The following is a 23,414-nucleotide window of genomic DNA, read 5'->3' on the forward strand; positions in this document are numbered from 1 at the left end:
CCCCCTCCGAGGAGCTTCCATGACCGCCGTCGACTCCCGAACGATCCCCATCGGCGCGGCATTCGATCGGATGCCGTTCACCCGCAGGCACGTGCTCATCGCGCTCGCGCTGTTCATCGCGTTCGTCATCGAGTCGTGGGAGCAGCTCGCCCTCGTCTACGTCTCCGGCGACCTCGGCACCGCCTTCGGGATCGACGAGGCCGGGGTCGGCGTCGTGCTGTCGGCGGTCGCCTTCGGCATGATCCCCGGCGTGCTGGTGTGGGGGCCGGTGGCCGACCGCGTCGGTCGCAAGCCGGTCGCGTTCTGGTCGCTGCTGGCGTACGGGGTGATCGCGCTCGCCTCGGCGTTCGCGCCGAACATGACGGTGCTGGTGACGCTCCGGGTGGCCTCGGGGCTGGCGCTGGCCGGCGTCTACACGATCACCTTCCCCTACTTCCTGGAGCTGCTGCCGACCCGCTCGCGCGGGCGGGCGGCGGTCTACCTGTCGATCGGGTGGCCGATCGGCATGCTGGCCGCGATCGGGGCGTCGATGACGCTGGGCGGCCTGGGCTGGCACGTCGTGGTGATCGCCAGCGCGGCGGCGGGGCTGTGGGCGTTCGCGATCCGGGCATGGGTGCCGGAGTCGCCGTACTGGCTGGCCGCCCGGGGCCGCCAGGAGGAGGCGCGCGCGGTGCTGCGCGCGCTGAACAGCCCCGACTCCGAAGCCACGTTCACCGTGGCGAGCGAGCGGGTGGGCCGGCCGCTCGACCTGTTCCGCGGCGGGCTCGCCCGGATCACCGTGGTCATGCTGCTGCTGAACTTCGTCTTCAACTGGGGCTACTGGGGCCTGCAGACGTGGCTGCCGACGCTGCTGCAGCAGAAGGGCCTGACGCTGTCGGCCTCGCTCGGCTTCGCGGCGCTGAGCGCGCTGATGATGATCCCCGGGTACGTGAGCGCCTCCCTGCTGACCGGCCGGTTCGGCCGCAAGAAGGTGTTCCTCGTCTACGTCGTGGCGGCGCTGCTGGGCGGTCTCTGGTTCGCCACCGCCTCCTCGACCACCGGCCTGTACCTCGGCAACTTCGTGCTGTCGTTCTTCAGCCTCGGCGCCTGGGGCGTCTGGAACACCTGGAACGGCGAGTTCTACCCGACCGCCCTGCGCGGCACCGGGTACTCGTGGGCCACGGCCGCGCAGCTCGTGGCCACCACGGTCGCGCCGTCGGCGGTGGGGGCGCTGCTGGCCCACGCCACCGGGTTCACCGCCACCATGCTGATCATCAACGCGTTCATGGTGGCCACGGCGCTGCTGGCCGTGCCGCTGCCGGAGACCGAAGGACGCGAGCTGGAGTGATCCTCGGCGTCGCCCTCGTACGGCCCTCGCCGGTGCTGGTGGCCGTCAGGGACGGCGCGCCCGAGTGGCCGGTGAGCCGCGCCGCCGCCCGCGCGGCGGCGCGGGCGTGCGTGGCCGTGGACCTGGGCGACGTGCCCACCGCGGCGGTGGCGGCGATCCGGGTGGGCGGGCCGTGCCCCGAGGCGCTGCGGCCGCGCGTCGGCTCCGGGACCGCCACGATCGTGCGCGGCGGCCACAGCCTCACCGGGCGCGTGCTGGCGCCGCTGGACACCGAGGCGGTCCGGCGCTTCGCCGCCACGTGCGGGCTGACCGACTTCGCGGTGACCGCGACCGGCTCCCCCATGCTGGCCGACCACGAGCTGGCCGTGGCCGCGATCATCGCGGCCGAGGTGCCGCAGGCGCGGATCACGCTGTCGTACGAGTTCGGCCATCCGGGGCTGCGCGAGCGCGAGCAGGTCACGATCCGCAACGCGGCGCTCGGCCCCGAGGCGGGGCGGATCGCCGACGAGGCGGCCCGGGAGCTGCCCGGGGTGCCGGTGTTCTTCGCCAGGTCGGGCGGCGGGCTGGTGTCGGCCCATTATTTCCGGCGCTACCCGCTGGCCTGCGACCTGGGCGGGACGGCGAGCCTGGCGCGCGGGCGGGCGGTGCTCCCCGGCGTCCCCGGCGAGGTGGCGGCGGCGTACGGGGCGGCGATCGGGCGGCCGGAGGCGCAGGTGGAGCGGATCGTGCAGGCGCGGGGGCGGGCGGAGCTGGACCGGGTGCTCCAGGACGCCAGGGACGAGGCGCTCACCCGCGTGGTCAGCGCGGGCGCCCTGCCCGGCTCGGCCAGGATCGCGGAGACGACCGTGAACCCGCTGTCGTACCTGCCGGACGGGCTCTACCGGGTGCGGGTGACGGCCGAGGGGACGATGCCATGAACCCGCCCATGAATCCGCGCGAGGCCGTGGTGATCGACGAGGACGGGCTCGCGCGGCTCTCGGCCGGGGCGAGGATGTTCGCGACCGGGGCGGCGGAGTCGGCGCACACTCTCACCCTCGACTGGGCGGGCTCGCTGATCGGGCCGGGCGTCGAACTGGTGGCGGCCGAGAAACTGGCGCCGGACACGTTGTGCGTGGCGGTCAGCCTGGTCGGGTCCACGACCGCGCTGGGGGAGCAGCTGCCGACGGGTGACGAGCCCGCCCGTGCCGTGCGGGCGCTGGAGCGCAGGCTGGGGGAGCGGGCCGGGGCCGTGGTCGCGCTCAACCTGGCCGCCGAGAACGCCCTCGTCCCGCTCATCGCGGCGGCCCAGCTGGAGGTGCCGCTGGTGGACGGCGACGGCACGGGGCGGGTGTTCCCGCTGCTGGAGCAGACGACGTACGCGCTGGGCGGGATGAGCCCGGCGCCCCTGGCGCTGGCGGGCGGATCGGGCGAGCTGGTGCTGCTGGAGACGGCCGGTGACCGGGTGGAGGAGCTGATGCGCCCCGTCGTGCTGTCGGCCGGCGGGTGGGCGGTGGCGGCCTGCTACCCGATGGCGGCCGGCGACCTGGCGCGGGTGCTCGTGCCCGGGACGGTGAGCCTGCTGCTGCGGGCGGGCGAGCCCGGCGCGCCCCGCTCGACCGCGGCGCCGTTCGGCGTGCGGACCCTGTGCAGGGGACGGATCCTGACGGTGGAGGGCAGCACCGGGCACGGCGCCGACGTGTCGCTGCCGTCGCTGCCGTCGAGCATCGTGGTGCAGGAGACGGAGGGGCTGGGCCGGCTGGTACGGCTGGAGGCCCACAACGAGATCGTGCTCGCCCTGGCCGACGGGGCCGCGGTGGCGATGACGCCGGACCAGATCTGCATGATCTCCACGGCCGACGGGATGGTCGTGGACGTCGACAAGGCGGTGCCCGGCCTGGAGGTGGACGTCATGGTCGTGAAGGCCGCACCGGTGTGGCACACGGAGCGGGGGCAGCGGCTGGGCGGGCTGCAGGCGTTCGGGATCCCGCTGTGACGGGGCCGCGGGCGGGGTGGGAGGCGCCGGTCACGGTGGCCGAGCTGGTCAACGCCGGGCCGCTGGCCGGGGCCAGGATGTACGGCTCGGGCGAGAACCCCGTGCACCAGGTGCGGATCGTGGACGAGCTGTCGGTGTTCGGGACGGTGGCGCCGCACACGGCGGTGGTCCTCATCGGGACGGCGGCCAGCGGCGGGTGGGCCGTCGAGATGGCCACCCGCCGGGCGTGGGAGCAGGCGGCGGCGTGCGTGATCGCGCCGGCGGGCGGGCTGAGCGAGGGTTCCGGCGAGGTGCTGGCGGAACGGCTCGGCGTCACGCTGATCTTCGTGGACGAGGATCCGCTCATCGTCGCGGTCCGGGTCGCCTCGGCCGCCGCCCGCCCGGAGGCGGCCCGCACCCAGCTCGTGGCCCGCTGCGCCACCCGCCTGGCCGAGGCCGGGCCCTCGGCCCGCCGCGTACTGGGCGTCCTGAACGCCGAGCTGCCCGGCACCTCGGTGACCCTCATCGACCGGTACGGCCGCCACCTGGCCGGAGCCCGCGCCGTCGATCGGCCGGGCATCGCTCGACTGAGCACGGAGGCCCAGGGCGCCGACGGCCGAGGGCCGGACCGCGACGGGCCGCCCGAAGGGGGTGCCCGGGTAGGTGGTGGGGTGGGGGCGCGGTGGTCGGCCGAGGTGGAGGTGCCCGATCTGGACGGCGGTGTGCTGGGCACGCTCGTGGCCGGCGGGTCGTCCCGGTCGCCCGGATGGCCCGCGGCCGTCCGTACCGTGCTGAGGCTGGCGGTGGCCCCGCTGACCGCCTGGGCCGCGCAGGAGCGGCTGCGCGCCTCCCGCGACTTCGCCCTGCGGCGCGCCCTCGCCGAACGCCTGCTCGCCGACGCCCAGCAGGAGCCCGGGGAGCCCGGGGAGCCGGAGGAGGGCGGGGCGAGGGCGGAGGCGATCGCGCTGGGCTGGCCCGTCGAGGGCGCGCTGACCGCCTACCAGGTCCGGCCGACGGCGGAGGCAGGCGACGCCGCGCCGGCCGGGACGCTCATCGCCGCGGCCGTGGGCCAGGTGCCCGTGCTGCCCCGTGGCGAGGGATGGGCGGGATGGTCGGCGCTGGACCCCGGCGAGCTGGCCGAACGCCTCAGCCGCTGCCTGCGGACGATGCCCTGGCCGTGCGCCGCCGGGGTCGGCGCGCAGGTGGAGGGCCTGCGGTCGGTCGAGGAGTCGCTGCTGGGAGCCGAGGCGGCGGCGTTCGTGGCGGGACCGGGCACCGTGGCGCGAGCGGATCGGATGGGCCCGGCCGAGCTGCTGGGCGCGCTGCCCACCGGCGTCCTGCGCACCCCGGCCACCGTCGTGCTGCGGCCGCTGCTGGCGGTCGACAAGGACGGCACGCTGCTGGAGACGCTGGCCGCGGTCCTGGACGAGGGCGGCGCCTTGAAGGCGGCCGAGCGGCTGGGCGTGCACCGCAACACGATCACGACCCGTCTGGAGCGCATCAAGTCCGCGGGCTTCGACCTGGACGACGCCGCCACCCGCCTGGCCCTGCAACTCGCCTGCCACGTCCTCCTCCGCTGAGCCCGCCTGCGGCCCTTCCGACGGGCGCGCCGACCGGGCGGGATGCACTGGCGAGGGCCTCCTCCTGTGCGGGCCGCACATGCGGGCGGCGTCCCCGTCGGCGTACGGTGCAGCGCATGAGCTATCGCGTCGCCATGGACATCGGCGGCACCTTCACCGACGTAGTCTGCTACGACGAACGCAGCGGGACGGTCACCGCCTCGAAGGCGCCCACCACTCCGGGAGACCTGGCCGAGGGGGTGTTCGCCGCGCTGGGCCGGGTCGTCGAGGATCCGGCCGAGATCTCGTTCTTCGTGCACGGCACCACCCAGGGGCTCAACGCGCTGCTGGAGCGCAAGGGCGCCCGGGTGCTGCTGCTGGCCGGTCAGGGCGGCCGGGACGTCTACCAGATCGCCAGGGGCAACCGCGACCGCATGTTCGACCTGCGTTACCGCAAGCCCGCGCCGCTGGTCCCGCGCCAGGACGTCATGGAGGCCGGCGGCCGGCTCGACTACCTGGGACGCGAACTCCAGCCGCTCGACGAGGAGTCGGTGCGGGCGGCGGGGCGGCGCGCGCGGGAGGAGGGGTTCGACGCGGTGGCCGTGTGCCTGCTGTTCTCCTACGCGAACCCGGCGCACGAGCTGCGGGCCGGCGAGATCCTGCGCGCGGAGCTGGGCGACGACGTGCTGGTCGTGCTCTCCCATGAGGTGGCGCGGGAGTGGCGCGAGTACGAGCGGACCTCGTCGGCGGTGCTGGAGGCGTACACCGGACCCGTGGTGCGCCGCTACCTGGCCAGGATCGAGCGGCGCTTCGCCGAGCGGGGGCTGGCCGTGCCGGTGCACGTGATGCAGTCGTCGGGCGGGCTGGTGAACGCCTCCTACGCGATGCGCAGGCCGTTGCAGACGCTGCTGTCCGGGCCGGTGGGCGGCACGATGGGCGGGGTCGCGGCGGCCCGGTTCATGGACAGGGAGAACGCCATCTGCATCGACATGGGCGGGACGTCATTCGACGTGTCGCTCGTGGTGAACGGGCGGCCGGATGTCAGCGCGGAGGCCCGCATCGAGGGCTACCCGGTGCTCATGCCCATCGTGAACCTGCACACGATCGGCGCGGGCGGCGGCTCGATCGCCTATGCCGAGGCGGGCGCGCTGCGGGTCGGGCCCGAGTCGGCCGGGGCCCTGCCCGGGCCGGCCTGCTACGGCAGGGGCGGCACCCGGGCCACGGTCACCGACGCGAACGTGGCGCTCGGCCGGGTGGACCCGGCCTGGTTCGCGGGCGGGCTGATGACGCTGGACGTGGAGGCGGCGGGTACGGCGGTGGCCACGCTGGCCGACGAGCTGGACATGGATCCGCTGCTGCTGGCCGAGGGGATCTGCGACGTGGCCAACGCCAAGATGGCGCAGGCGATCCGTACGCTGACCGTGGAGCACGGGATCGAGCCGCGGGAGTTCGCGCTGGTGGCGTTCGGGGGCGCGGGGGCGATGCACGCCGTGTTCATCGCGCGCGAGCTGGGGATCTCCGAGGTGGTGGTGCCGCGCTTCCCGGGGGCCTTCTCGGCGTGGGGGATGCTGGAGGCCGACGTACGCCGGGATCTGACGCATCCGTACTTCCGGTCGCAGGACACGCTCGATGGCCCCGACATGTCCCGAAATTTTGTGACCTTGGAGGAAGATGCGCTGGCGGCGCTCTCCGCCCAGGGCGTTCCCGAGGAGCGGCACCGGGTCGAGCACGCCGTGGACATGCGCTACGAGGGCCAGGACTACACGCTGACCATCCCGCTGCGCGACGCGGCCGAGCCCGCCGAGCCCGGGTTCCTGGAGACGATCGCGGCCCGCTACGCCGAGGCGCACACCGGCCGCTACGGGCACGCCACCCCGGAGGCGCCGGTGGAGTTCGTCATGCTGCGCAGCACCGGGCTCGGCTCGTTCCCGCGCACCGCCGCCGCCGCGCAGGAGGCTCCCGAGGAGCGGGCGGCGTACGTACGGGATGTGATCTTCGACGGGGCCGTGCACAGCACCCCGGTGCTGCGGCGCTCCAGCCTCGACGGCGAGCTGGCCGGGCCCGCGATCGTGGTCGAGGAGACCGCGACGACGGTCATCCCGCCCGGCTGCGTGGCCACCGTGGACCCCAACGGCTTTCTCATCGTGAAGGTGAACTTGTGATCGACCCCGTCACCACGGAGATCATCCGCTGCGCGCTGCTGCAGGCGGCCGAGGACATGAACACCACCCTCATCCGCAGCTCCTACACCCCCGTCATCTACGAGGCCAAGGACTGCGCGGTCGCGCTGCTCGACCGCCACCACAACGTGCTGGGCCAGTCGTCCGGGCTGCCGATCTTCCTGGGCAACCTGGAGGTGTGCACCCGCGAGACCGAGCGCCTGTACGGGCAGGAGGTCTGGCAGGAGGGCGACGTGTGGGTGCTCAACGACTCCTACATCGGCGGCACCCACCTCAACGACGTCACGGTCTACGGGCCGATCTTCGTGGACGGGGAACTGGCCGGTTTCGCGGCGTCGCGGGCGCACTGGCTGGACGTCGGCTCCAAGGACCCGGGCGGCTCCATGGACTCCACGTCGATCTTCCAGGAGGGCCTGCGGATGGGCCCGGTCAAGGTGTACGCGGGCGGCGTGCCCTGCCGCGACCTGCACGAGGTGATCGCCCGCAACGTACGCTTCCCGCACGCCACGCTCGGCGACCTGCGCGCCCAGGTGAGCTGTGCCATGACGGGCCAGCGGCGGCTGAAGGAGATCGTGTCCCGGTGGGGCCTGGACACGGTGCTGGCCGCCCGCGACGAGATCTTCGCCCAGACCGAGCGCATGGAACGCGCGGCCATCGCGGCCATCCCCGACGGCGTCTACGAGGCCTCCGGCTTCCTCGACAACGACGGCATCGACCTCGGCACCCCGCTGCCGGTCAACGTCACGGTCGCGGTGTCGGGCGAGTCGATGCACGTCGACCTGACCGACTGCGCCGACCAGGCGCTCGGCCCGGTCAACTGCGGCGCGGCCCAGGCCGTGGCCGCCGTCCGCGTCGGCTACAAGCTGCTGGTCTCGGGCGACGTGCCGCTGAACGGCGGCTCGTTCCGCCCGCTGTCGGTCGAGACCCGGCCCGGCTCCATGCTGGCCGCCGAGTCGCCCGCCGCCTGCCAGTACTACTACTCGCACCTGGGGCTGCTCATCGACCTGGTGGTCAAGGCGCTGGCGCCGGTGCTGCCGGACAAGGCGGCCGCGGCCTCGTACGGGGACTCGATGATCGTGCAGTTCACCGGCACGGACCCGCGTACCGGCAAGCTGTACGTCTCCCAGGAGGCCACGGTCGGCGGCTGGGGCGCCTGGGACGGCGGCGACGGCGAGACCTGCCTGATCAACAACGTCAACGGCGCGCTGCGGGACATGCCCATCGAGGTGCTGGAGACGTTGTTCCCGGTCCGGGTGCGCCGCTACGAGATCCGCCCCGACACCGGCGGCGCCGGTCAGTGGCGGGGCGGGAACGGGGTGGTGCGCGAGTACGAGTTCTGCGGGGACACCTCGCTGTCGCTCTGGTTCGAGCGCTCGGTCACCCCGGCCTGGGGCCTGGCGGGCGGCGAGCCGGGCGCGCCGCCCCGCGTCACCCTCAACCCGGGCACCCCGGACGCCCGCGAGATGCTCAAGGTGAACGCGCTGCCGGTCACCGCGGGGGACGTGCTGCGCTGCGAGTCGGGCGGTGGCGGCGGTTACGGCCCCGCCGCCCGCCGCTCCCACACCGCCACGGCCACCGACCTGTCCCAGGGCCTGACCACCCGCTGATCACCCGCTGGAACGTCCCGCCGTACCGGCGCTGCCCTCTGGCGCCGGTGCGGCGGGAGGGCCGTGGCCGCGCAGCCGGTCCATCTCGCGCCACTCGGGACGCAGCCCGGTCAGGCTCGTGACGAGCGCGTAGGCGATCCCGCACGCCAGCAGCACCGGCGCCAGCCCGGCCGCCGTCACCGCCGCCCCGCCCAGCAGCCCGCCCAGCGGGATGCCGGCCCACATCACCGCGCCCTGCAGCGCGCCCACCCGGCCCAGGAGGTGCCGGGGCACGCGCTCGTACGAGATCGCGCTCAGGATCGGGTTCAGGAACCCGCCGCTGAACCCGATCGCCACGGACGCCGCCACCAGCCCCCACACCGGCATGTCCACGGCGAACATGAGGAACCTCGGCGGCCCGCCGAGCAGGAACGCCACGAAGAACACCGGCCTGCGCCGCATCCGGTGCGCCATCGCGGCGGCCACCAGGCTGCCCCCGACCGAAGCCAGCCCGAGCACGCTGACGCTCAGCCCGAGGACGGCGGGCCCGTGGCCGGACTCCTTCGCCCACACGGGCGCGAGAACCTGGCTCCAGGCCGCGTCCAGCAGGTTCGTGGCGGCGATCATGACGATCACCGCGAGCAGCAGCGGCTCGCCGCGCAGGAACGCGAAGCCCTGGCCGAACCGCCGCCAGTAGCCCTCCTCCTCTTCGTGCGGGGGGGCGTCGGGCGCACGGTGCCCGAGGTCGCGCGGCAGCACCACGGCCACGACCGCCGATCCGAGCGCGAACAGGGCGGCGCTGACGCCCAGGCCGGACAGCGAGCCGAGCAGCGTCACCATCGCGCCGCCCAGCCCCGGCCCCACGGTCACGGCCAGCCGCTCCGTCACGCCCATCAGCCCGGTGGCCCGCTCCAGCGGCACCCGCCCGCGTTCGGCCGCCTCCGGAATCATGATCTCCTTGGCCAGGTCGCCCGGCCCGCGGGCCGCGCCGATCACCGCCACCAGCGCGACGATCACGCCCAGCGGCAGCAGGCCGAGCGCGTGCAGCACGACCATCGCGGCGGCGGCCGAGGCGCTCACGACGTCGGCGACCCACGAGATCCGGCGCGGCCCCGCCCGGTCCACGAGCGGCCCCGTCAGCCCCTTGACCAGCACGTACGGCGCCATCTCCGCGAACGCCACCAGCCCCGTCCACACCGCGCTGCCGGTGCTCGTCAGCACGAACCAGGGCAGCGCGATGGCCGAGACCCGCGTCCCGGTCGTCGACACGGCGATGGCCGCCAGCAGCCCGGCCATCGGCCGTAAGGACCCGCGCGGCACCATCATGCCTCCTCGGGGTCGTCCAGCTCGGGGATGACCTGCGTCATCAGGTAGACCCGGACCGCGTCCGCCGGCGCCTCGTCGCCGTCGCGCCGGTAGCGCGCGAAGAGCTCCGTCAGGTCCGCGCGCAGCCGAAGCGCCTCCTCCGGGGTGAGGCGGAACGGGACGGCGCTGAGGTCGAGCACCCCGCGCCACGGCTGCGGCATGGTCTGCAGCTCGTTGAGCGCCTGCTGGGTGCGCAGGTTGTAGAGGGCGGCGATGGACTGCATGTACGCCAGCACCGCCTCCGGCTCCCGGTCGGCCAGACCGCCCTCGTCGGTGAGCCGGGTCGTCCGGTGGACCGAGCGCCACCAGCGCTCCCGCGCGTTGCCGCGTTCGGTGTCCTCCTCCACGAACCCGGCGGCGCCGAGCCTGCGCAGGTGGTAGCTGGCCGTGCCCGAGTTCACCCCCAGGCGCTCGGCCAGGCGGGTGGCGGTGGACGGGCCGTGCTTGCGCAGCAGGTCGACGAGCTGCACCCGCAGGGGGTGGGCGAGCGCGCGCAGGCCCTTGGCGTCGAGGACGACCACGCTGTCAGGGGATGGCGTCATGGCACGAAGCCTAAACCGCAAACACTTCTTCGCAAACACATCTTCGCGAAGAAGTGTTTGCGGTTCACGGAAGAGACCGCCGACGGCGCCTGGCCGGGGCGGTGGTCTGCGAGGGTGGGGCCGCTAGGTGACGATCACGTCGCGCAGGAGCTTGCGGCCGCCCGGCCTGCGCCGCCACTCGCGGGGGTAGCCGAGCGACACCTCCTCGAAGCGCACGCCGTCGTACCAGGTGACGCGGGGGATGTGGAGGTGGCCGTAGATCATGGCGGCGGTCGGGTGGCGCGTGTGCCAGTCCCTGGTGGCGGTCGTGCCGCACCACTGGGCGAACTCCGGGTAGCGCAGGACGTCGGTCGGCTCGCGTACCAGCGGATAGTGGTTGACGAAGACCAGCGGCACGTCGTCCAGCCCGGCCAGTCGCCGCCCGGTCAGCTCCACCCGGGCCCGGCACCACGCCTCGCGGCTCGGGTACGGGTCGGGGTGCAGGAGATACTCGTCGGTGCAGACCACGCCGGTGCTGTGCGCGTACGCGAGCGCGCTCGCCGTGGTGAGATGGCCGGCCGGCAGGAACGTGTAGTCGTAGAGCAGGAACAGGGGCACGATCCGGACCGGCCCGCCCGCTCCCTCCCACACCGGATAGTCGTCCTCCGGCGTCACCACGCCCAGCTCGCGGCACATGGCGACGAGGTGGTTGTAGCGGGCCACGCCCCGCAGCTCCGGCGGGTCTCCCGGCGGGGTCCACAGCTCGTGGTTGCCCGGCACCCAGACCACCCGCTCGAACCGCGCGGCCAGCAGGCCCAGCGTCCGGGCGATGTCCTCCAGCCGTTCGCCGACGTCGCCCGCGACCAGCAGCCAGTCGCCGGGGTCGTCCGGTTTCAGCTCCTGGACGATGGCCCGGTTCTCCTCGTAGCCGACGTGCAGATCGCTGACGGCCAGCAGCCTGCTCCCGCCTTCGCTGGGCAAGGGACGTCCCTCCTTCGCGTCAGAGGACGGGGGCGTTGTCCTCCGCCACGATCATGTCATCCGTCATCCTCGGCAACATGGCCGCGACCTCGCGGGCCAGGTGCGGGTCGGCGCGGAACGCCTCCATGATCGCCAGTTTCAACGCCGCGCGGCTCGGCTCGTCGTCCGGCTTGGCGCTCGCCATCGTCTCGATCACCTGTCTGGACGCGGCGTCACCGCGGCCGAAGACCCGCTGCAGGATGCGGGTGCCGCGGGCCACGGCCGTGTCGGCGGCCAGCTCGCGGGTCTTGGCCAGCACGCCCACGCCGTAGGCGTCGATCGCCGAGGAGACGAAGGGCATGAGGTCGCTCACAGTGTCCATGAGACCCTCCCGTAGGTCCTGATGGAATGACGAGATGGTAGCTTCCGGAGTTCGTCCGGCAAGGGCATAACCTGTCGAATGTGTCTGCGCCGTACCTGACCCTCACCTCCGTCGTCGAGCACGAGACGGAGGCGAAGCGCTCCCGGTTCATCTGCGCGCTGGCGCCCGCGCGCAGCGTCGAGGAGGCGGTCGCGTTCATCGGCGAGCGGCGGCAGAAGCATCCCGGCGCCACGCACAACTGCACCGCGTACGTCGTCGGGCAGCGCGTCCAGAAGGGCGACGACGACGGCGAGCCGGGCGGCACGGCGGGCACGCCGATGGTGCAGGCCCTGGTGGGCAGGGGGTTCAGCGACGTGGTGGCGGTGGTGACCCGCTATTTCGGCGGCACCCTGCTGGGGGCGGGCGGGCTGGTGCGGGCCTACGGCTCCGCCGTGACCGAGACCCTCGACCGGGCCGAGCCGGTGCGGATGGTGCCGGCCCGCGTCGTGCGGGTTGCGGTGGCCCACGACCAGGCCGGGCGGGTGGAGAACGACCTGCGGGCCTCGCGCCACCCGGTGCGCGAGGTGACGTACGCGGGCGAGGTCACCTTCGCCGTCTCCGTGGGCGAGGACGAGGTGGCGCCGTTCGCGGACTGGGTGGCGACGCTGACGGCCGGGCGGGCCCGCGTGGACGTGGGCGAGGAGATCCACGTCCCCGGCTGATCAGCCCTCCAGCGCGTACTGCATGACCCTGAACTTGGCCTGGGCCTCGGCCAGCTCGGCCGCCGGGTCGGAGTCGCCCATGATGCCGCCGCCCGCGAACAGGCGGGCCCGGCGGCCCTGGACGAGCCCCGAGCGCAGCGCGATGCCCCACTCGCCGTCGCCGTGGGCGTCGATCCACCCGACGGGCCCGGCGTAGCCGGCCCGGTCCATGCCCTCCAGCTCGCGGATGACCTCGATCGCGGTGGGGGTGGGGGTGCCGCCGACGGCGGCCGTCGGGTGCATGGCGGCGACCACGTCGAGGACGGAGGCCCCGTCGGCCAGCCGCCCGGTGACGTGGCTGGCCAGGTGCTGGACGTTGGGCAGCACCAGCAGCTCGGGCTCGTCCGGGGTCTCCAGCGAGGCGCAGAGGGGGGCGAGCGTCTGGCGGACCGAGGCGATGGCGCACTCGTGCTCGTGGCGGTCCTTGGGCGAGGCGAACAGCGCGGCCCCGCGGGCGAGGTCGTCGGCCGGGCCGGTGCCGCGCGGGGTGGTGCCGGCCAGCACGAGCGACTCGATCTCCTGGCCCGTACGCCTGATCAGCAGCTCGGGCGTGGCCCCCACCAGCCCCGCGACCGAGAACGTGTAGCACTCGGGATAGCGCCGGGCCAGCCGGGTGAGCAGCAGGCGCACGTCGATGGGCCGCTCGGCGGTGGCGACCAGGTCGCGCGCCAGCACGACCTTCTCCAGCTCGCCCTCGCGGATGCGCTTGGCGGCCCTGGCCACGACGTGCTCCCACTCGGGGGCGCTCAGGCTGCCGTCGCCGTAGCTGATGCGGCCGGGGTCGCGGATGGGGGAGAACGTCTCCAGCGGCGCGTCGCCGATCGTGGTGAGCCAGGCGTGGCCGTCGCGGCGGGCCAGCACGGCGCGCGGGACGACGAGGACGGAGCCGTGGGCGTCCTCGTCGAAGGTGAAGCTGCCGAAGGCGACCGGGCCGGAGCCGGGGGTGCGCACGGCGTCGTCGACGTGGGCGTCGCCGAACACGGTGGCCAGCCACTGGCGGGCCCAGGCGAACCGGCCCGGACCCGGGGGCACGGCCACCCGTGCGGCCTGACCCCAGCCGACCAGGCCCTCGCCGTTCCTGACCCAGGCGTACGGGGCGGTCCTGGGCAGGGATGCCAGCAGGTCGCCCGGGTCGCCGACAGGGGTGGTGCGAACCGGTAGCGGGCGGGTTGTTCCGAGCGCGACACTCACCCAAGACACTCTATGCGGGAACTGAACACGTTCGACTCAGACCCCCGTGAATGCGAGGTTACGGTCAACGAACCCGGATAAAACCAGGCGTTGAGCTGCATTTACCCCATCCCGATCGGGTCCGGGCTGTCAAGCGGCGATATGAAGTCGGTCCTGAAATCACAGACCTGGCCCGTATGTCATGGCCGGTCGCTGATCCGCTTCCTACCTTGGGTCCATGATCGGTCGCCTGGGCTCAGTCCTCGCCGCAACGCTGCTCGTCTCCGCCACAGGTCCGGCGCAGGCCGCCGCGGCCCAGCCCGTCCCCGGCATCATGGCCGCGCTCGGAGACTCCATCTCCACCGGCTTCAACGCGTGCGGCTTCTACGTCTCCTGCATCCCGCGCTCGTGGTCCTCCGGCGACAACCCCGGGGTGAACAGCCACTACCTGCGCCTGTCGGCCATGTCTGGAACGCTCCAGCAGCACAACCTCACCTTCGCCGCCCCCGGGGCCACCAGCGCCGACCTGCTCGGCCAGGTGCGCAAGGCCGTCGAGGCCAAGGCCGACTACGTCACGATCCTGATCGGGGCCCAGGACGCGTGCGTGCGCACCGAGCAGGCCATGACGCCCGTCGAGACGTACCGGCGGCGGATGGACGCGGCGCTGGCCGAGCTGCGGGCCGGCATGCCCGCGGCCCGGGTGTTCATCGCCAGCATCCCCGACCTGCGGCGGCTCTGGCAGGTGGGCAAGACCGTCCCGCTCGCCCGCACGTTCTGGACGGCCGGCCACATCTGCCAGTCCATGCTCGCCCAGCCCACCTCGACCAAGCGCGCCGACGTCGAGCGCCGCCAGCGGGTGCGGGCGCGGGTCATGGCCTACAACCGCGCGGCGGCCCAGGCGTGCGCCAGGTTCGGGCCCGGCTGCCGCACCGACGGGGGCGCGGTGTTCGCCTTCCCGTTCACGCTCGATCACGTCAGCAAGTGGGACTACTTCCACCCGAACATGGACGGGCAGCGGATCCTGGCCGAGCAGACGTTCGGGCACGGCTTCACGTGGGAGGACCCGCGCTAGCCCGCCCGTCAGCGGCCCGGTCAACGGCACTGGGCCAGCATCATCCTCTTGTCCGCCGCGGTGACGGGCACGTTGTACTTGAGCGCGACCTGCGCGAAGCGGGTGACGTACGCGCAGCGGACGCGCCGCTGCGGCGGTAACCAGGTCGCCGGGCCGGAGGCGTCCTTCTGCTCGTTGGCGTAGCCGGCCACGGGCAGCAGGTTCAGCGGGTCGTTGGCGAAGTCGAGCCGCTTGGACATCCGCCAGCGCGGCGCGCCCATGCGCCACGCGTAGTTCAGCGGCACCACGTGGTCGACCTGCACCTCGTCCGGGTTGTCCTTGTGCCAGTGAATGGTCCGGCCGGTGTAGGGGTCGCTCAGCTCCATGGAGACGACCTCGCAGCTGGAGCCCGACCGGTATTTCACGTTCCGCCCGTCGCGGGCCAGCAGGTCGTCGCGGGTGCGGCAGCCGTTGCGCGCGTACGGCACCCCGCTCGCGGTGTCGGCCCAGTTGTCGCCGTACCGGGTGCGCTCGTAGCCGGTGTTGGAACCGAGCCCCTTGACGCGCACCCGTTTGATGAGGTCGCGTGCCTTGCCCTTGTCGGCGTCCGAGATGATGGGTGCCAGACCGGGCCGCGTCCCGCTGGTGTTGCCCAGCGGGCTGGCCGCCGTGGCCGGAGAGGTCTTGGCGCCGCCGACGAAGGAAACGACGATGATGGCTCCCGCTAGAAGGGCGATGGCGTCCTTCGTGCTCAAGCAGGCCTCCGAACATCAAAGGTTGTCTAGAGAAATTCCCGGCATCCGGCGTTTTGACACGGGGAGGGTTATGTGACTGATCGTCCGATCGACCCGGACGTCGATCTCCACATCCCGGAGCAGCGCGCCGAGCTGCACTGGCCCGTGCTCGCCGCGATCGCGGCCGGGGGCGCGCTGGGCGCGCTCGCGCGTTTCGGCCTGCAGTCGGCGCTGCCGTCCGGGCCGGCGGACTTCCCCTGGGCGACGTTCCTCATCAACGTGTCCGGGTGCCTGCTGATCGGTGTGCTCATGGTGATGATCACGGAGGTGCGGCAGGCGCACCGCCTCGTGCGGCCGTTCCTGGGGGTGGGGGTGCTGGGCGGGTACACGACGTTCTCCACGTACGCGGTGGACATCCAGCGGGCGGTCGCGGCGGGGGCGCCGCTGACGGGGCTGGTCTACCTGGCGGCCACGCTGGTGGCGGCGGTGGCGGCCGTGGTGGCGGGCATGTGGCTGACCAGGCGGATCGCCGGGATGCTGGCGGGCGTGCGATGACGGTGCTGCTCATCGTCCTCGGGGCGGCGCTCGGCGCGCCGCTGCGCTATCTCGCGGACCGGGCCGTGCAGGCGCGCCACGACACGGTGTTCCCGTGGGGCACGCTGACGGTGAACGTGGCCGGCTCGGCGCTGCTGGGCTTCCTGGCCGCGCTGCCCGCCGCCGGCGGGGTGATGGCGTTGCTGGGCACCGGGTTCTGCGGGGCGCTGACCACGTACTCGACGTTCGGGTACGAGACGGTGCGACTGGTGGAAGAGGGCGCGCGCTTCCACGCGGTGGCCAACGCGGCCGCCAGCGTGGTGGCCGGGCTGGGCGCGGCCTACTGCGGGGTGGCCCTGGCGCAGGCCCTGTAAATAGGCCCTGTAAATGGTTCGCGGGTGCCCCCGCCGCGATGGCAGGATGGCCCGGCAACCGTCCGCCGACGATCAGGAGCATGAGATGCGGTGCCTCGGAATCTCCCAGCGCCCCATTGGCACGAGAGTTCCCGAGGACTTCCAGCACCGTGCACATCCTGAACATCGGCATCCTCGCGCACGTAGACGCGGGCAAGACCAGCCTCACTGAGCGGCTGCTGTTCGAGACCGGGGTCATCGCCCGGCTCGGCAGCGTGGACGAGGGCAGCACACAGACCGACTCCGGCGAGATCGAGCGCCGTCGCGGGATCACCATCCGCACGGCCGTCGCCTCCTTCAGCCTGGGCGACCTGCGGGTCAACCTGGTCGACACACCCGGCCACGCCGACTTCGTGGCCGAGGTGGAGCGCGCGCTCGGCGTGCTCGACGGCGCCGTGCTGGTGCTGTCGGCCGTCGAGGGCGTGCAGCCGCACACCCGGGTGCTGATGAAGACCCTGCGCCGGCTGCGCCTGCCCACGCTGATCTTCGTCAACAAGATCGACCGGGCCGGGGCCAGGGAGCGGGAGCTGCTGGCCGACATCCGGCGGCGGCTCTCGCCGTACTGCGTGGCCCTGAACACCGTGCGGCACCTCGGCTCCAAGGCGGCCGTCACCGCCGGCCTCGCCTCGCCCGAGGCGGCGGCCGAGGTGCTGGCCGAGCGGGACGACGGGCTGCTGGAGCTGCTCGTCGAGGGCAAGACGCCCGACTTCGGCCAGGTACGCGCGGCGCTGGCGCGGCAGTGCGCCGCCGGGCAGGCGCATCCGGTGCTGTTCGGCTCGGCGCTGACCGGGCGGGGCGTCGGCGAGCTGCTCGACGCCGTCCACCTGCTGCCCGCCGTGACCCAGCCGGCCGGGGACCCGGAGGAGGCGGCGCGGGCGACGGTGTTCGCGATCGAGCGCGCCCCGTCCGGGGAGAAGGTCGCCTACCTGCGGGTACGCGCGGGCGCGCTGCGAGCGCGCGAGCACCTCACCTTCCATCGGGGGCGGCAGGCCTACGACGGCAGGCTGACCGCGCTGGCCGTCGCCGGCTCCCCCGGGCGGCGGCAGGCGGTGGCCGGGGACATCGTCAAGGTCTGGGGCGTGCCCGAGATCCGCGTCGGCGACCACCTGGGGGAGCCCGGGCCCGCGCACCAGGCCCATTTCACCCCGCCCAGCCTGGAGACCGTGGTACGGCCCCGCGTCCCCGGCCAGGAGCCGCGCCTGCACGCCGCGCTGCTCGCGCTGGCCGAGCAGGACCCGCTGATCGGCACCCGCACCCTGACCGGCGGCGAGACCTCGGTCCTGCTGTACGGGGAGGTGCAGAAAGAGGTCATCGGCGAGACCCTGGCCAGGGACTTCGGCGTCGAGGCGCTCTTCGAGCCGAGCCGGCCCGTCTACTTCGAGCGCCCGTCGGGCACCGCGGAGGTCGTCGAGGAGATCCAGCGCCACGGCCGCAACGAGTTCATGGCCACCGTGGGCCTGCGCGTCGAGCCGGGGCCGAAGGGCTCCGGCGTCGGCTACCGGCTGGAGGTCGATCTCGGCTCGCTGCCGCTGGCCTACCACCGGGCCATCGAGGAGAGCGTGCGCCAGGCCCTGGGTGAGGGCCCGCACGGCTGGCCGGTCACCGACGTGCTCGTCACGGTGACCAGGACCGGCTACGCCCCGCCCCTCACGGTCGCGGCCGACTTCCGCGGCCGCGCCCGGGCCGTGCTCATGCGGGCGCTGCGCCTGGCGGGCACCACCGTGTACGAGCCGTGCCACCGGTTCGAGCTGGAGGTGCCGCCGGAGACGTTCAGCGCGGTCACCGCCAGGCTCGCCGCACTGGGCGGTGAGCTCCACGACACCGGCAGGCGCGACGACACTTGGGTACTGGAGGGTGAGATCCCGGCGGCCGCGGTGCACGAGGTCGAGCGGCGGCTGCCGGGGCTGTCGCACGGAGAAGGGGTCTGGTGGTCCGCGCCGGCGGGTGATCGACCGGTCCGGTAGGTGGTATGTCGGGTTTCCGGGCTAGATGGGTATTAAGTGGCACAGTGCACCATTCCGGTGCGCATGTCCGTACAGGGGGGAATCCCATGGCAGACACGAAGAAGAAACCCGCCGCCAAGTCCGGCAAGTCGAAGAAGCAGGCCATCAAGACCAACAGGCAGACCAAGGAGACGAAGCGGGAGACCCGCAAGTCGCCCTCCGGCGAGGAGTGACCCGGACGGGGCAGCGGTGGCCCGGCTGCCCGGGCCGACGACCAGGCGGTCGCGGGGGGAAGTTCTTGGCCGCCGGTCGGGACGACCGGGCAGTTGTGGCGAAATGTCTGACCCGGGTGATGTGATCTGACAGCCGGGGGCGCGCGCCCTCGGCTGTCGGCTCGACCAGGAGTGGCTCTCATGTCCGGCTACCTGCGCTTTCCCGCCGTCTTCCAGGACGTGGTCGTCTTCGCCGCCGAGGACGACCTGTGGATGGTGTCCGCCCAGGGCGGGCGGGCCTTCCGGCTGACCGCGGGGCTCGCCGAGGCGGGCTATCCGCGCATCTCGCCGCGCGGCGATCAGCTCGCGTTCGTCGGCCGCGAGGAGGGCCCGGAAGAGGTGTACGTCATGCCGTCCGACGGCGGCGCCGCCCGCCGGGTCACCTTCCACGGCGCGCGCTGCACGGTCACCGGCTGGGATCCCGAAGGGCGCATCCTGTACGCCAGCGACGCGGCCCAGCCGTTCGAGGCCCGCAAATGGCTGTACCGCGTCGAGCCCGGCGGGGTCCCAGAGCGGCTCCCGTACGGCCCGGCCAACTCGATCGCGTACGGGCCCGAAGGCATGATCGTGCTCGGCCGCAACACCGCCGACCCGGCGCGGTGGAAGCGCTACCGCGGCGGCACCGTCGGCGACCTGTGGATCGACCCGCGCGGCGACGGCGAGTTCCGGCGGCTGATCAGGCTGCCGGGAAACCTGGCCTCGCCCTGCTGGAGCGGCGGCCGGGTGTGCTTCATCTCCGACCACGAGGGCGTCGGCAACGTCTACTCGTGCGCCCCCGACGGCCAGAACCTGCGCAAGCACACCCACCACGACGACTACTACGCGCGCAACCTGTCGGGCGACGGGCACCGGCTGGTCTACCACGCCGGCGCCGACCTCTTCCTGCTCGACCCCGGAGAGCCGGCGCACCGGCTGGACGTGCAGCTGGCCAGCTCCAGGACGCAGCGCAACCGCAGGTTCGTCGACCCCGCCGACTACCTCGACGGCGCCACCCTCAGCCCCGACGGCAGCGCGCTGGCCGTCACCGCGCGCGGCAAGGCGTACGCGATGGCCGACTGGGAGGGGCCGGTGACCCAGCACGGCTCGCCCGACGGGGTCCGCTACCGGCTCCTGACCTGGCTCAACGACGGCACCCGGCTGATCGCGGCGGCCAGCGACGACCGCGACGAGGAGCGGCTGGTCGTCCTCGAAGGCCACGAGGGCGGCGGCGGCACGGAGGTGGCCAGGCTGGGGCGGATCACCGCGCTCGTCCCCGACCCGGTCCACGACCGGGTGGCCGTCGTCAACCACCGCCACGAGCTGCACCTGCTCGACCTGGCCACCGGGCGGCCTGCGCTGGTGGAGGCCAACCCGCACGGCTCGCCCGAGGACCCGGCCTGGTCGCACGACGGGCGGTGGCTGGCGTACTCGAGCCCGCTCAACGCCCAGTCCAGCGCGATCAAGCTGCACCACCCCGAGACCGGGCGGACGCTGCAGGCGACGGAGCCGGTGCTGCAGGACTCGATGCCGGCGTTCGACCCGCAGGGCCGCTACCTCTACTTCATCGGCCAGCGCACCTTCTCGCCGGTCTACGACCAGCTCCAGTTCGACCTGGGCTTCCCGCTGGGGACGCGCCCGTACGCGGTGGCGCTGCGGGCGGACGCGCCCGACCCGTTCATGCCCCTGCAACGGCCCCTGGGGGAGGACGAGGAGGACGGCGACGAGCCGGAGCCGCTGCGCGTGGACGTCGAGGGGCTGACCCGGCGCGTCACCCAGTTCCCGCTGCCCGAGGGCCGCTACGAGAAGGTGGCCGGGCTCAAGGGCAAGGCGCTGATCCTGACCAGCCCGCTCGAAGGCGAGAGCTCGCTGCACCTGTTCGACTTCGCCAAGGGCAAGAAGGTGCACTTCGCCGACGGCGTCACCGACTTCGAGCTGGGCCGCGACCACAAGACGCTGCTCTACCGCGCGGACTCCAGGCTGCGGGTGGTCAAGGCGAACGAGGCGCCCGAGGACGAGGAGGCGCCGGGGCGGGAGAGCGGGTGGATCGACCTGTCGCGGATCAAGGTGTCGGTCTGCCCGGAGGCGGAGTGGCGGCAGATGTTCCGGGAGGCGTGGCGGCTGCAGCTGGAGAACTTCTGGAGCGAGGACATGGCGGGCATCGACTGGCCGGCCGTCTACGACCGCTACCGGCCGCTGGTGGAGCGGGTCACGACCCGGGGCGAGTTCTCCGACCTGCTGTGGGAGCTGCACGGCGAGCTCGCCACCAGCCACGCCTTCGAGAGCGGCGGCGAATACCGTCCCGGGCCCGACTACACGCAGGGCAAGCTGGGCGTCGACTGGGACTACCGCGACGGCGTCTACCACATCCGCTCCATCGTGACCGGTGACCCGTGGGATCCGGAGGCGACCTCGCCGCTGAACCGGCTCGGTGTCGACGTACGTACGGGCGACGCGGTCCTGGCCATCAACGGCGCGCCCATAGGCGAGGCCGCGACCCCGAACGAGCGCCTGGTCAACCAGGCCGGCGAGGAGGTCGAGCTGACGCTGCGGCGGGAGGACCAGGTGTGCACCGTCACCGTGCGCGCCATCTCCGACGAGCGGCCGGCCCGCTACCGCGACTGGGTCAACCTCAACCGCGCCGAGTGCCACCAGCGCTCCGGCGGCCGGGTGGGCTACCTGCACGTGCCCGACATGGGGCCCGACGGCTTCGGGGAGTTCCACCGCGGGCTCCTGGCCGAGTACGACCGGCAGGCGCTCATCGTGGACGTGCGCTTCAACGGCGGCGGCAGCGTGTCGGCGCTGCTGCTGGAGAAGCTGGCCAGGCGGCGGCTCGGCTACGACTATCCGCGGTGGGGCGACCCGGAGCCGTACCCGCCGGAGTCGCCGCGCGGGCCGCTGGTGGCGATCACCAACGAGTGGGCGGGCTCCGACGGCGACATCTTCAGCCACACCTTCAAGGTGCTGAAGCTGGGGCCGCTGGTCGGCAAGCGCACCTGGGGCGGCGTCATCGGCATCTGGCCGCGCCACCAGCTCGCCGACGGCACGGTGACGACACAGCCGGAATTCTCCTTCGCCTTCGACGACGTCGGCTGGCAGGTGGAGAACTACGGCACCGATCCCGACATCGAGGTCGACATCACTCCGCAGGACTACGCCAGGGGCGTGGACACGCAGCTCGAGCGGGCCATCGACGTCGCGCTGGAGCTGCTGGCCGAGCGTCCGCCGCACACTCCCGATCTCCGGCATCGGCCGCGCATGCAACCTTAGTGACGTTACAGGCGTCTAAGGATCATAGGTGGGGAAAGCGCATAGGGGATGAACACGTGCACTCCGCCGAAGCGAGACAATAGGCCGGTGGCGAGATTCCTCGTCACCGGCCATGTGTGTTGAGACTTCTTCCGGGTGACAAAGGGGGATCTGTCAGGTGCGCGCATTGGCACGCAAGGGCAAGTCGGCGGTGCGCCGACTGTATCGGGGGTACAACCGGCGCAAGACGCTCAACGCGCCGCCGCCTTCGACGCGGAAGATCCGCATTCTGCTGCTGCACGCGTACGGGATGGGGGGCACGATCCGGACCGTGTTCAACCTGGCCAGCTACCTGGCCAAGGAGCACGACGTCGAGATCGTGAGCATCCTGAAGGAGGCCGAGGAGCCGTTCTTCCCCATCGACCCGCGGGTGAAGTTCCGTTTCCTCGACGATCGGATCAACCCGAGCGCCGACCCGCTGCGCGCGATGCTGTCGAAGATGCCGAGCCGGATCATTCCCAAGGAGGAGTCGGCCTACCACCGCTTCAACCTGTGGACCGACCTCAAGCTCGCCCGCTACATCCGCTCGCTCGACACCGGCGTGCTGATGGCCACCCGCCCCGGTCTCAACCTGGCGGTGGCCCAGTTGGCGCTGCCCAACGTCATCACGATCGGGCAGGAGCACGTGGCGCTCCGCACCCAGGCCGAGCCGATGCAGGAGCTCATCAAGTGGCGCTACCGCCGCCTCGACGCCCTGGTCACGCTCACCAAGGCCGACCTGCGCGACTATCGTGAGACGCTGCCGAAGAAGCCGAAGAAGCTGACCCGCATCCCCAACGCCGTGCCACCGATGACGGGCGGCATCTCCAAACTGGACGCCAAGGTCGCCATCGCGGTCGGCCGGATGACGCGCATCAAGGGCTTCCACCGGCTCATCACCGCCTGGGAGACGGTCGCCGCCGCCCATCCCGACTGGACGCTGCGCATCTTCGGCGCGGGGCCGCAGGAGGAGAACCTCGCCCAGCAGATCGCGGAGGCGGGGCTGCAGGGCAAGGTCGAGCTGCCCGGACCCACGTCCGACGTGGGGGCCGAGCTGGAGAAGGCGTCCGTCTTCGTGCTCAGCTCGCGTCACGAGGGCTTCCCGATGACGATCCTGGAGGCGATGGGCAAGGGGCTGGCGATCGTCAGCTTCAACAGCCCGCACGGCCCCAAGGAGATGATCACTGACGAGGTCGACGGGCTGCTGGTGAAGCCGCGGACCAACGCCAACCTGGCCTCCTCGATCATCCGGGTGATCGAGGACGAGCAGCTGAGACGGGACCTGGCGGCGGGGGCGCTGGAGACGGCGCTCACGTACGACGTGGACGCGGTGGGGGAGAAGTGGGACGCGCTCCTCGACGAACTCCTGGCCCGCCGCAACGGCACCTACGTCCGCCCCCAACCCCCCGCGGCCTCTCACGCCCCCGGGCCGGACGCCCCGGCTTCTGCCTGAGGCGGCGCG

Annotated in this window: 20 protein-coding genes; 14 read left to right on the forward strand and 6 right to left on the reverse strand. The window is 73.0% G+C overall.

Annotation, left to right across the window (positions count from 1 at the left end; all coding sequences use genetic code 11):
• Positions 1 to 19 precede the first annotated feature (19 nt).
• From ACWEPL_RS33970 to ACWEPL_RS33995, 6 genes are all read left to right on the forward strand, one after another.
• Entirely contained in the window at positions 20 to 1,327 is a 1,308-nt protein-coding gene (locus ACWEPL_RS33970; protein WP_355200918.1) for an MFS transporter, read from the forward strand.
• Positions 1,324 to 2,244 (forward strand): hypothetical protein, encoded by a 921-nt coding sequence (locus tag ACWEPL_RS33975; RefSeq protein WP_452438606.1) that lies wholly within the window; start codon positions 1,324 to 1,326, stop codon positions 2,242 to 2,244. The genes ACWEPL_RS33970 and ACWEPL_RS33975 overlap by 4 nt, the downstream gene beginning before the upstream one ends.
• Positions 2,241 to 3,299, forward strand: a complete 1,059-nt coding sequence (locus ACWEPL_RS33980; protein WP_452438607.1) for a DUF917 domain-containing protein — start codon at positions 2,241 to 2,243, stop codon at positions 3,297 to 3,299. The genes ACWEPL_RS33975 and ACWEPL_RS33980 overlap by 4 nt, the downstream gene beginning before the upstream one ends.
• On the forward strand, positions 3,296 to 4,858 hold the full coding sequence (locus ACWEPL_RS33985) for a PucR family transcriptional regulator (protein ID WP_452438608.1): 1,563 nt from the start codon (positions 3,296 to 3,298) through the stop codon (positions 4,856 to 4,858). Before ACWEPL_RS33980 ends, ACWEPL_RS33985 begins: the two co-directional genes overlap by 4 nt.
• Positions 4,859 to 4,974: 116 nt before the next feature.
• Positions 4,975 to 6,999 (forward strand): hydantoinase/oxoprolinase family protein, encoded by a 2,025-nt coding sequence (locus ACWEPL_RS33990; RefSeq protein WP_452438609.1) that lies wholly within the window; start codon positions 4,975 to 4,977, stop codon positions 6,997 to 6,999.
• Positions 6,996 to 8,624, forward strand: coding sequence for a hydantoinase B/oxoprolinase family protein (locus ACWEPL_RS33995; RefSeq protein ID WP_452438610.1), 1,629 nt, complete (start codon positions 6,996 to 6,998; stop codon positions 8,622 to 8,624). The genes ACWEPL_RS33990 and ACWEPL_RS33995 overlap by 4 nt, the downstream gene beginning before the upstream one ends.
• On the opposite strand, the gene ACWEPL_RS34000 is transcribed toward ACWEPL_RS33995, so the two are convergent.
• From ACWEPL_RS34000 to ACWEPL_RS34015, 4 genes are all read right to left on the reverse strand, one after another.
• A complete protein-coding gene (locus ACWEPL_RS34000; RefSeq protein ID WP_452438611.1) occupies positions 8,625 to 9,929 on the reverse strand; it encodes an MFS transporter in 1,305 nt (434 codons plus the stop codon).
• Complete coding sequence (locus tag ACWEPL_RS34005) at positions 9,926 to 10,510, reverse strand: ArsR/SmtB family transcription factor (RefSeq protein WP_452438612.1); 585 nt, start codon at positions 10,508 to 10,510, stop codon at positions 9,926 to 9,928. Before ACWEPL_RS34005 ends, ACWEPL_RS34000 begins: the two co-directional genes overlap by 4 nt.
• Positions 10,511 to 10,633: 123 nt before the next feature.
• Complete coding sequence (locus ACWEPL_RS34010; RefSeq protein WP_452438613.1) at positions 10,634 to 11,470, reverse strand: metallophosphoesterase family protein; 837 nt, start codon at positions 11,468 to 11,470, stop codon at positions 10,634 to 10,636.
• A 19-nt stretch (positions 11,471 to 11,489) separates the two neighbouring features.
• Complete coding sequence (locus ACWEPL_RS34015; RefSeq protein WP_452438614.1) at positions 11,490 to 11,831, reverse strand: hypothetical protein; 342 nt, start codon at positions 11,829 to 11,831, stop codon at positions 11,490 to 11,492.
• Between the two features lie 80 nt (positions 11,832 to 11,911).
• On the opposite strand from ACWEPL_RS34015, the gene ACWEPL_RS34020 reads away from it, so the two are divergent.
• Entirely contained in the window at positions 11,912 to 12,532 is a 621-nt protein-coding gene (locus ACWEPL_RS34020; RefSeq protein WP_363969633.1) for a YigZ family protein, read from the forward strand.
• On the opposite strand, the gene ACWEPL_RS34025 is transcribed toward ACWEPL_RS34020, so the two are convergent.
• The gene (locus ACWEPL_RS34025; RefSeq protein ID WP_363969631.1) at positions 12,533 to 13,762 is read right to left on the reverse strand and encodes an isochorismate synthase; all 1,230 of its coding nucleotides are present in this window, start codon (positions 13,760 to 13,762) and stop codon (positions 12,533 to 12,535) included.
• A 217-nt stretch (positions 13,763 to 13,979) separates the two neighbouring features.
• On the opposite strand from ACWEPL_RS34025, the gene ACWEPL_RS34030 reads away from it, so the two are divergent.
• Positions 13,980 to 14,813 (forward strand): GDSL-type esterase/lipase family protein, encoded by an 834-nt coding sequence (locus tag ACWEPL_RS34030; RefSeq protein ID WP_363969629.1) that lies wholly within the window; start codon positions 13,980 to 13,982, stop codon positions 14,811 to 14,813.
• 20 nt (positions 14,814 to 14,833) lie between these two features.
• On the opposite strand, the gene ACWEPL_RS34035 is transcribed toward ACWEPL_RS34030, so the two are convergent.
• A complete protein-coding gene (locus ACWEPL_RS34035) occupies positions 14,834 to 15,547 on the reverse strand; it encodes an HNH endonuclease family protein (protein WP_363969627.1) in 714 nt (237 codons plus the stop codon).
• 72 nt (positions 15,548 to 15,619) lie between these two features.
• On the opposite strand from ACWEPL_RS34035, the gene crcB (ACWEPL_RS34040) reads away from it, so the two are divergent.
• The 6 genes from crcB (ACWEPL_RS34040) (at position 15,620) to ACWEPL_RS34065 (ending at position 23,405) form a co-directional block, all read left to right on the forward strand.
• Entirely contained in the window at positions 15,620 to 16,081 is a 462-nt protein-coding gene (crcB, locus tag ACWEPL_RS34040; protein WP_452438615.1) for a fluoride efflux transporter CrcB, read from the forward strand.
• Positions 16,078 to 16,434 (forward strand): fluoride efflux transporter CrcB, encoded by a 357-nt coding sequence (gene crcB / locus ACWEPL_RS34045; RefSeq protein ID WP_355200949.1) that lies wholly within the window; start codon positions 16,078 to 16,080, stop codon positions 16,432 to 16,434. The genes crcB (ACWEPL_RS34040) and crcB (ACWEPL_RS34045) overlap by 4 nt, the downstream gene beginning before the upstream one ends.
• A gap of 149 nt (positions 16,435 to 16,583) precedes the next feature.
• The gene (locus ACWEPL_RS34050; RefSeq protein ID WP_452438616.1) at positions 16,584 to 18,437 is read left to right on the forward strand and encodes a GTP-binding protein; all 1,854 of its coding nucleotides are present in this window, start codon (positions 16,584 to 16,586) and stop codon (positions 18,435 to 18,437) included.
• Positions 18,438 to 18,523: 86 nt separating this feature from the next.
• A complete protein-coding gene (locus ACWEPL_RS34055) occupies positions 18,524 to 18,649 on the forward strand; it encodes a hypothetical protein (protein ID WP_363969620.1) in 126 nt (41 codons plus the stop codon).
• Positions 18,650 to 18,829: 180 nt separating this feature from the next.
• Positions 18,830 to 21,934, forward strand: coding sequence for a S41 family peptidase (locus ACWEPL_RS34060; RefSeq protein ID WP_452438617.1), 3,105 nt, complete (start codon positions 18,830 to 18,832; stop codon positions 21,932 to 21,934).
• A gap of 157 nt (positions 21,935 to 22,091) precedes the next feature.
• Positions 22,092 to 23,405: a glycosyltransferase family 4 protein gene (locus ACWEPL_RS34065; protein WP_452438618.1), complete on the forward strand. Its 1,314-nt coding sequence runs from the start codon at positions 22,092 to 22,094 to the stop codon at positions 23,403 to 23,405.
• Positions 23,406 to 23,414 lie beyond the last annotated feature (9 nt).

This window comes from Nonomuraea sp. NPDC004186, from assembly GCF_053603495.1.

Bases quoted from the DNA above. Each gene is read 5' to 3' on its own strand.
- ACWEPL_RS34055 (WP_363969620.1), top strand. From the start codon at position 18,524: ATGGCAGACACGAAGAAGAAACCCGCCGCCAAGTCCGGCAAGTCGAAG.
- ACWEPL_RS33980 (WP_452438607.1), top strand. From the start codon at position 2,241: ATGAACCCGCCCATGAATCCGCGCGAGGCCGTGGTGATCGACGAGGAC.
- ACWEPL_RS33990 (WP_452438609.1), top strand. From the start codon at position 4,975: ATGAGCTATCGCGTCGCCATGGACATCGGCGGCACCTTCACCGACGTA.
- ACWEPL_RS34060 (WP_452438617.1), top strand. From the start codon at position 18,830: ATGTCCGGCTACCTGCGCTTTCCCGCCGTCTTCCAGGACGTGGTCGTC.
- ACWEPL_RS33970 (WP_355200918.1), top strand. From the start codon at position 20: ATGACCGCCGTCGACTCCCGAACGATCCCCATCGGCGCGGCATTCGAT.
- ACWEPL_RS34000 (WP_452438611.1), bottom strand. From the start codon at position 9,929: ATGATGGTGCCGCGCGGGTCCTTACGGCCGATGGCCGGGCTGCTGGCG.
- crcB (WP_355200949.1), top strand. From the start codon at position 16,078: ATGACGGTGCTGCTCATCGTCCTCGGGGCGGCGCTCGGCGCGCCGCTG.
- ACWEPL_RS34030 (WP_363969629.1), top strand. From the start codon at position 13,980: ATGATCGGTCGCCTGGGCTCAGTCCTCGCCGCAACGCTGCTCGTCTCC.
- ACWEPL_RS34005 (WP_452438612.1), bottom strand. From the start codon at position 10,510: ATGACGCCATCCCCTGACAGCGTGGTCGTCCTCGACGCCAAGGGCCTG.
- ACWEPL_RS34015 (WP_452438614.1), bottom strand. From the start codon at position 11,831: ATGGACACTGTGAGCGACCTCATGCCCTTCGTCTCCTCGGCGATCGAC.